This is a genomic window from Lachnoanaerobaculum saburreum DSM 3986 (genome assembly GCF_000185385.1).
Lineage (GTDB): Bacteria > Bacillota > Clostridia > Lachnospirales > Lachnospiraceae > Lachnoanaerobaculum > Lachnoanaerobaculum saburreum.
On record NZ_GL622296.1, the window covers coordinates 3,003,435 to 3,011,723 of the forward strand.

An 8,289-nucleotide genomic window follows, 5' to 3' on the forward strand; every position below is an offset into this window, starting at 1 on the left:
CATGCACTCTTTATACTTAAAGGCTTAGCTGTTCTAAAATTTGCGAAGCATTTTTAAAGATTATTATTTTTTAAAAAGATTATCATTTATTGCTTTTTATTTGCTGCAACATAATCGGCAATTGTAGTCTTCATCATTTGAACAAACTGATCATTTGTCATATCACCCTTTGCAAAAGACTCAAAGATAAGACCAAGTTTATTCTGTGCAATACCCTCAGGCATATTTGACCAAGCCCATGAAGATGTGTTACCTGCATCAACATATTTCTTTAAGCTTACTGCAAGCGGTGTCTCAGGCTCAACTGTACTTGTCTTATATGGTGAAATCATACCTGCTTCTTTTACAAGAATCTCCTGTGCATCAGGATCTGTAGCTAAATAGTCAAGGAACTTCTTAGCGGCATCCACATTCTTGCCGTCCTTATATACACACCACCATGACGGGCAGTCTGCAAGTATCTTTGTCATATCCGCCTTTGTAAATGCAAGAGGTAAAAGGCCCGCCTTAAAGGTTACATTGTATGTAGGAAGTGAAGGATCAATCCAGTTACCCTGTGTAATAAATGCTGTTTTACCCTGTGCCCAAAGTGCAAGCTGATCATCATATGTTCCTGAGATAAGTACCTGCGGATCCGCATACTTGAAAAGTAAAGCTGTCATATCTGCAAACTCACCAAGTCTTTGATCGTCGAACTCACCCTTCATAGCCATATCAAAGTACTTATTGTCACCTCTGTCAAGACCGCCTGTATAATAGTAACCGAATAAGTGGTTGCCTGTTGACCAGTACATCTGTCCCGACTCGGCAGCTACAGATGCCACCGCCTGAAGACCAAGCTCACTTTTCATACTGTCAAGCTTCTCAAAAGCCGCCTTAAATGCATCATAGTTTTTAAGTGATGCAGGGTCGATACCCGCCTTCTCAAGGATATCCGCGTTATATGTTATACCGTAGCCTTCTACCGCATACGGGAAACCGACCACCTTACCGGAAGTCTTATCTTTATATGCAAAATCTGTATTCTTTGCAAATTCACTGTCACTAAGGTCGGCAACAGAATCTGTCCAGTTTGCATAGTCACCGTCACCGCCGATAACGAAGATATCAGGCATATTGTCGGCAGCCTTATAACTCTTTAGCTGTCCCTGAATATCAACACCGCCGCCTAAAGACTCGATAACCACTTCCTGACCTGTCTTTTCTTTGTACTTCTCAGCCACCTTCTTTAACTGTGAATCAATCTCAATCTTACCGTTGACAAGTCTGAGTGCTCCTTCACCGGCTTTACTGTCAGCCTTAGACTCACCTGCCTTAGTCTCTGCCGCACTGCTTTGAGTATCTGCACCGCTTGCACTTGTTTCATTAGTTGTAGCACCTGAACCGCATCCTGCCAATATGGCGGATACAGCTAAAATACCTGCTGCAACACTCAAGAATCTCTTTTTCATTTTATTCTCCTCCATTGAGTATCTTAATACTATTGGTTAATATATTATCACATTTTTTGTGCATCATCAAGTAATAAAGCGATTGCTGAATACGGTTTTAATGTAGCCTTTTCACTAATATTTCCATCATAATTTGATATGAGAACCTTGGCATTTTCATAGCCGCTAAAGTCAAACTTTTGTTCAGTCTTACTGAAATTACATACAACCAAGAGCTTCTGATTTCCAAGTGTTCTTACATATGCAAAAATATGCTCATCATCAGGAAGTAAAAGTTCATACTTACCATATACTATAATCTCATACTCTTTTCTAAGTTTAATCAACTTTTGATAGTAATGGAATACGGAATCCTCTCTCTTTAACTGGTCAGCCACATTTATCTTATTATAGTTCGGATTGAGAGCAAGCCAAGGTGTACCTGTAGTAAAACCTGCATTCTCACTTGTATCCCAAGGCATAGGAGTTCTTGCATTGTCTCTGCTCTTATGGGCGATCTTAGGGAACATATCCTCCTTAGTGTACAGACCGCTCTCTATAAGTTCTCTGTATGCATTAACAGACTCAAGATCTCTGAAGTCATCTACAGAGTTGAATACTGTATTTGTCATACCAAGCTCCTCACCCTGATATACATAAGGCGTTCCCTGCATCATATGTAAACAGGTGGCAATACATTTTGCAGAAAGCTCTCTAAACTCATCACTGTCATCACCAAGTCTTGAAACAATTCTCGGTTGATCATGATTACAAAAATATAAGCTGTTCCATGCCACATCATCAAGACCGAGCTGCCACTTTGTAAGGTTTTCTTTCAGCGGCACTAAAGGGATATGCTTTGTAGACCATTTGAACTTCTCTCCACTGTCAAGATTCATATGCTCAAACTGGAATACCATATTAAGCTCACTGCCCTCACTGTTTGCATATCTCTTTGCCTCGTCAAGCGTAACACCGGCGGTTTCACCTACAGTCATAATATCAAACTTTGAAAGCACCTTCTGATTCATCTCTTTCAGATAGTCATGCACCTTCGGTCCGTTGGCACAGATATTCATATCCCCATAGAGTCCTACAACCTTAGCATCAGGAAAACCTTCAGGCTTTGAAATAAGACTGATAACATCCATTCTGAAGCCGTCAATGCCCTTCTTGCACCATCTCGTCATCATATCAAAGACTTCTTTTCTTACCTTTTGATTTTCCCAGTTAAGATCAGGCTGCTTTACAGAAAAAAGATGCAGATAATACATATCTGTTTTCTCATCATACTTCCATGCAGGACCTGAGAATGCGGAACCCCAGTTATTAGGCTCCTTGCCGTTTTTACCTTCTTTCCAAATATAGTAATCTCTCTTCAGATTGTCCTTAGAACTTCTGCTCTCCACAAACCATGGATGCTCATCCGAGGTATGATTGACTACAAGGTCCATCACTATCTTGATACCTCTTTTGTGTGCCTCAGAGAGCATCTTATCAAAATCATCCATAGTACCGAACTCGGTCATAATAGCTTCATAGTCACTGATATCATAGCCGTTGTCATCATTTGGTGACTTGTATACAGGAGATAACCATATCACATCTATACCAAGCTCCTTCAGATAGTCAAGTTTACTTGTAATACCGTTCAAATCACCTATTCCGTCTCCGTTGCTGTCACAAAAACTTCTGGGATAAATCTGATAAACTATCGCTTCCTTCCACCACACCTTCTTCATATTTTTACCTCGTTTATATTATTTACACCTATCGTATACTTCCTTTATAAATATTAAGTTTTTTACGGTCGATATCTTTTCCTTAGAATACCACAATGAAAATTTTATGTAAATCATATATAAAACAACTTTTCCACTTCGTTATTTTAACGAAATCAGGCTGTTATTTTTGGTGATATATGTGATTGAATACTAAGAATTTATTTTATATAATCAGGGTATAAATTTTCGTACACATTTTAGGAGGAAAAATGGCAAGTTTATCATTAAAGAACATTGAAAAAATTTACCCGAACGGCTTTAAGGCTGTTCAGGACTTCAACTTGGAGATTGCAGACAAAGAATTCATCATCTTTGTAGGACCTTCAGGTTGTGGAAAATCTACAACACTTCGTATGATTGCAGGTCTTGAGGACATCTCAGGCGGTACACTTGAGATTGACGGCAAGGTAATGAATGATGTGGAACCTAAGGACAGAGATATCGCCATGGTTTTCCAGAACTATGCTCTATATCCGCATATGTCGGTATATGACAATATGGCATTCGGTCTTAAGCTTCGTAAGAGACCGAAAGATGAGATAGATAAGCTTGTTCGTGAAGCTGCAAGAATCCTTGACCTTGAGAAACTGCTTGACAGAAAGCCGAAGGCTTTATCAGGCGGTCAAAGACAGAGAGTTGCAATGGGTCGTGCCATAGTTCGTAACCCTAAGGTATTCCTTATGGACGAACCTCTTTCAAACCTTGATGCAAAGCTGAGAGTACAGATGCGTATTGAGATTTCAAAGCTTCATCAAAGACTTGGTGCAACAATCATCTATGTTACACATGATCAGACAGAGGCTATGACACTCGGTACAAGAATCGTTGTTATGAAAGACGGTATTGTACAGCAGGTGGATTCTCCTGAGAATCTTTACAATGCTCCTAAGAACCTCTTTGTTGCCGGATTTATCGGTTCACCACAGATGAACTTTATGGATGCTGTAGTTGAGAACAGAGGTGAGGATGTGTACTTAAAAGTCGGTTCACATAATTTGAAGCTCCCTGTAACAAAGGTTGCCAAGTTCAAAGACGGTTCTTATAACGGCAAGACTGTTGTACTTGGTATCCGTCCTGAAGATATGCATGATTCACAGCTGTTTATCAACAGCTCACCTGACAGTGTTATCGAGTCCGATATCAAGGTTTATGAGCTGTTAGGTGCGGAAGTTTTCCTATACTTTGATGTTGAGGGCTTCCAGATGACTGCAAGAGTAAACCCGAGAACAAACTTAAGAACAGGTGACCATGCCAAGTTTGCACTTGATATGGAAAAGGTTCATATCTTTGATAAGGAAACCGAGCTTACAATTACAAACTAATCAAATGAATATATGAGGGGGAGTTTTTCCCCCTTTATTTTATTTTATTTAAAGTTATAATATAACTATGAATGAAATAAAAAATGAATTAAATAAAATATACAAACTCACAGGTATAAGGCTAAGTGTGGAAAATGAAGCTGAAATAGATATTGTAAACTTAAAAAAAATATCTGCCGCCTACAAGGAAAAATACTCCGGCTCCAATCTTCTACAAAATATTCTTACCGGCAACAAGGGGCAAACGGTTGCCGGTAAGTCCCTTGGCATCAAGCCTGATACCAAGATGCGTCTGTACCTTATATATGTGCCTACAAAGATTGACGAAAACATTACAAAGATAATCACTTCACTCTTTCCGGGAAGAAGTTCCGAATACCTTTGCAGCCTTGATTTCACTCATCTTTGTTTCCTCTACTTAGGTGAAGACAATATAGCCCGTCCTCTGCTGGATGTTATAGAGACTGAAGCTATGACAAGTGCCTACATTGCCTACTCCGATATATTCAGTGATGCATGTATTTTGCAAAGAGAATATTCCAATCTTAGTCAGGCTTTGACAATCAGCAAGATTTTCTACTCGGACAAGAAGATAATCAGTCCGAACGACTTAGGTATAGGCGAACTTATCTACAATATTCCGAAGTCTTTATGTGAGAGATTCTTAAAAAAGCACTTTGGCGAGAGTATAGATGATGAAAGCATGCAACTTGTCACTACATTTCTTCGTCACAATCTAAGCATCGCTGAAACATCCAGATATATGCATATGCATAGAAATACTTTGGTATATAGGATTGAGCAAATCGAAAAGAAATATGGTATTGATATAAAGACCTTTGAAGGTGCAAATATGTTTGCCGTTGCCATATTGATTACAAATTTTTTAAAGGTGAAAAACAATGAATGATACTTTTTATGAATTACTTGTAAAGAAGAATAAACCTGATACATCTGCACTGATACTGTCCGCAATCAATATTATTGCAATAGTCTGCATGCTTATACTTACAATATATACACAGTTTGCAATGATTCTCGTAATTGTACTTTGCTTTGTATTCTACTATTTTGTTTATCCGAAGATTTCTGTGGAATATGAGTACTCACTGCTAAACTCGGATATGACTGTTGATACCATCTACAATAAAACCAAGAGAAAAAATGTACTCACAATAGATATAAAGACCTTAGAAACCGCTTTCCCCACTTCATCTCCTAAGATGAACGGTCAAAGAGACGGAAGGCGAATCGACTGCTCCACAGGAGATATGAACTCTTCATATTGCCTTATCTTCCCAAACAGCGGCGAAAAGACTCTACTTTTTATCACTCCAGATGAGCATATGCTTGATATGTTAAAGCGTATCTCCCCAAGAGCTTTTATGTAAATTTTATAAAACAACAAAATAAAAAAGCAACTGTCTGTAATATCAGATGGTTGCTTTTGGCTCTATAATTAATGTTGGGGTTTGGCATTTGCCAATCTCAACATTTTTTATTACTATAAAAAACCTCCAAGTCCCCAGTTCTCAACAACTACACTTGGAGGAGGTGTTCATATGAACGACCTAGCTAAAATTTTAGGCATTTATGATGCGAAAGTCAAGCTTAAATCTATAAATGATCATACTATTTCATTTTATATTTACACTGATACAAAGCCTCATCTATGCCCACACTGTAACCTATACACTTCTAAAGTACATGACTATAGAATGCAAAAAATTAAAGATATTCCTCTTCATAATAAATCATGTATTTTATTTTTGAACAAGAGACGTTATCATTGTTCCGGATGTGGCAAGCATTTTTATGAATCATATGATTTCGTTTCAAGGTATCTGCATAGAACTCAAAGACTGACCAAGTTTATTGCTCATTCTTTCTATGACTCGATAAACATTAAGCATGCATCTATCAGAGCTAATATCTCTACCCACACTGTATATAAAGTACTTGGTACTCTTAACAATTCATCTGACAGGTACCACTTTATAAGGCAAGTATATTGGGCTCTTGAGAATGTAAGAAAGAATGTGCAAAAGAACATGTCAAAGACTCTTAGAAGGTACTACAAGCGAAGCAGGCACATCATAACGACAAGAGAATCAATTCTGTCTGAAGAAAATAAGGCAGCACTTAGACTAATGTTAGAGTATTCAGAAGACTTAAGGAAAGCACATTTCATAAAAGAGCTGTTTATCAAGCTACTTGATGAAAAATCATACTCAAAACAACGAGTACTCCTTCACGAATGGCTGCTTGAGGTAGAAAGTTCCGGTATAAAAGAGTTTAATGTAGCAATCACAGCATTCAGAAATAATTACAAATACATCTTAAATTCACTTAAGTATCGACATATATCAAATGGACCTACAGAAGGGTTTAATAACAAGATAAAAGTACTTAAAAGAATATCTTATGGTGTACGTAACTTTAAATATTTTAGGAATAGAATTTTAATGGCAACAGTTTAAAAAATGACTGGGGACGAGGTCTTTTTGTTGTGCAAAAAAATATTTATCAGATTTTAAATATATCCTGCCCGACAAAATAGTAAGTACAAAAATTTTCAAATATAAAAAGTGGGCTGAAAAATCAACCCACCCCAACATTTGACAAAGAACCTAATTTTTTTATAACAACAAATTATACTGTAATAAAATCTATTTTGTATAGTGGAACACAATCTCTATTCCTATAGGTTTTTTTGTTGTTCCACTCCCCCTTTTATACACCGTGCCTTGTATAATAGAATGAACAAGCTTTGCCTTAAATGAACGAACTTCATAGATTGGATATCCTCTTGCCGCTCCCAATTTATATCCCTTAGGTATATTCCCAGTAGCTGATCCACTAATTGAATAGCTTCTGGTCACTTTGTATCCTAAAGCCACATTTAGTAGGGATACTGGAATTGAAACATCTGAAGTATACATTGCAGATTCAGTAGCAGTAGCTGATGCTGTAACACTTGAACCATTAATTGCCTTTACCACTCCCAATTTTTTTGAGTAATCTGTCCACTCCGGGTTAGTTACCCTAACATCATATATTATCCATTTCTTGGGTCTGCTACCTTTAAATAATTCAGGCTTGCTATCAGGTACAGGCGCTTCATTTGAAATATCTGAAGAATATATACGTACCGTTTCAGTATATGTGTCAGTAACACTATCATATACAATTTCTGACGTTTCACTCACCTGAGCTTTAACACTTGTCGGAAACAAAGTCACCATAAGCACTATGCAAAGCACAATGCTAATAACTCTTTTAAATTGATCATCATACATTCTCCATCTTCTTTAAAAACTTTTCAAACAATGCAGGAACCACCAAAATCCCTCCTATGCATCTTAACATGGAACTGAAATTATAAACCATCATAACATAATAGTTAACGTCAAAAGATCCATATACTCTCACAAAATTATCTGCCATCCCTGAACCTAATGTCGGTGATAAAACAACAAGTATAATACCTATAATAAAACTTGCTTTTATAAGATTCTCTCTAATAATTACACCTCCATATAATATTATACCTCTTCTATACTACACAACTTAGCCAATCTCCATTTTTATACCTTTGAGGATTTATACTATTCATATTCCTTTCCCTACATAATTCTATAAATATATAATTTTAATGTCTTAAAAAAGATTGTATTGTTTCTTTTCTCTGCTTATGATACAAGTGTAACAATTAAAATGATAAATGTCAATATTTTTTTGCCCGTCTTCAGG

The 8,289-nt window shown here is 37.1% G+C and carries 7 protein-coding genes; 4 read left to right on the forward strand and 3 right to left on the reverse strand.

Annotated elements, in window-relative coordinates; translation table 11 throughout:
• Positions 1-86: 86 nt before the first annotated feature.
• Both HMPREF0381_RS13860 and HMPREF0381_RS13865 read right to left on the reverse strand, forming a co-directional pair.
• Positions 87-1,451 (reverse strand): ABC transporter substrate-binding protein, encoded by a 1,365-nt coding sequence (locus tag HMPREF0381_RS13860; RefSeq protein WP_040461566.1) that lies wholly within the window; start codon positions 1,449-1,451, stop codon positions 87-89.
• Between the two features lie 47 nt (positions 1,452-1,498).
• Positions 1,499-3,172, reverse strand: coding sequence for a glycoside hydrolase family 13 protein (locus HMPREF0381_RS13865; protein WP_008752645.1), 1,674 nt, complete (start codon positions 3,170-3,172; stop codon positions 1,499-1,501).
• A gap of 251 nt (positions 3,173-3,423) precedes the next feature.
• On the opposite strand from HMPREF0381_RS13865, the gene HMPREF0381_RS13870 reads away from it, so the two are divergent.
• The 4 genes from HMPREF0381_RS13870 (at position 3,424) to HMPREF0381_RS13885 (ending at position 7,016) form a co-directional block, all read left to right on the forward strand.
• On the forward strand, positions 3,424-4,536 hold the full coding sequence (locus HMPREF0381_RS13870) for an ABC transporter ATP-binding protein (protein WP_008752646.1): 1,113 nt from the start codon (positions 3,424-3,426) through the stop codon (positions 4,534-4,536).
• A gap of 67 nt (positions 4,537-4,603) precedes the next feature.
• Positions 4,604-5,446, forward strand: coding sequence for a PucR family transcriptional regulator (locus HMPREF0381_RS13875; RefSeq protein ID WP_008752647.1), 843 nt, complete (start codon positions 4,604-4,606; stop codon positions 5,444-5,446).
• Entirely contained in the window at positions 5,439-5,927 is a 489-nt protein-coding gene (locus HMPREF0381_RS13880; RefSeq protein ID WP_008752648.1) for a hypothetical protein, read from the forward strand. The genes HMPREF0381_RS13875 and HMPREF0381_RS13880 overlap by 8 nt, the downstream gene beginning before the upstream one ends.
• A gap of 171 nt (positions 5,928-6,098) precedes the next feature.
• On the forward strand, positions 6,099-7,016 hold the full coding sequence (locus tag HMPREF0381_RS13885) for an ISL3 family transposase (RefSeq protein WP_008752649.1): 918 nt from the start codon (positions 6,099-6,101) through the stop codon (positions 7,014-7,016).
• Positions 7,017-7,205: 189 nt separating this feature from the next.
• Here HMPREF0381_RS13885 and HMPREF0381_RS13890 read toward each other — a convergent pair whose 3' ends face one another.
• Complete coding sequence (locus tag HMPREF0381_RS13890; RefSeq protein ID WP_008752650.1) at positions 7,206-7,835, reverse strand: hypothetical protein; 630 nt, start codon at positions 7,833-7,835, stop codon at positions 7,206-7,208.
• Positions 7,836-8,289 lie beyond the last annotated feature (454 nt).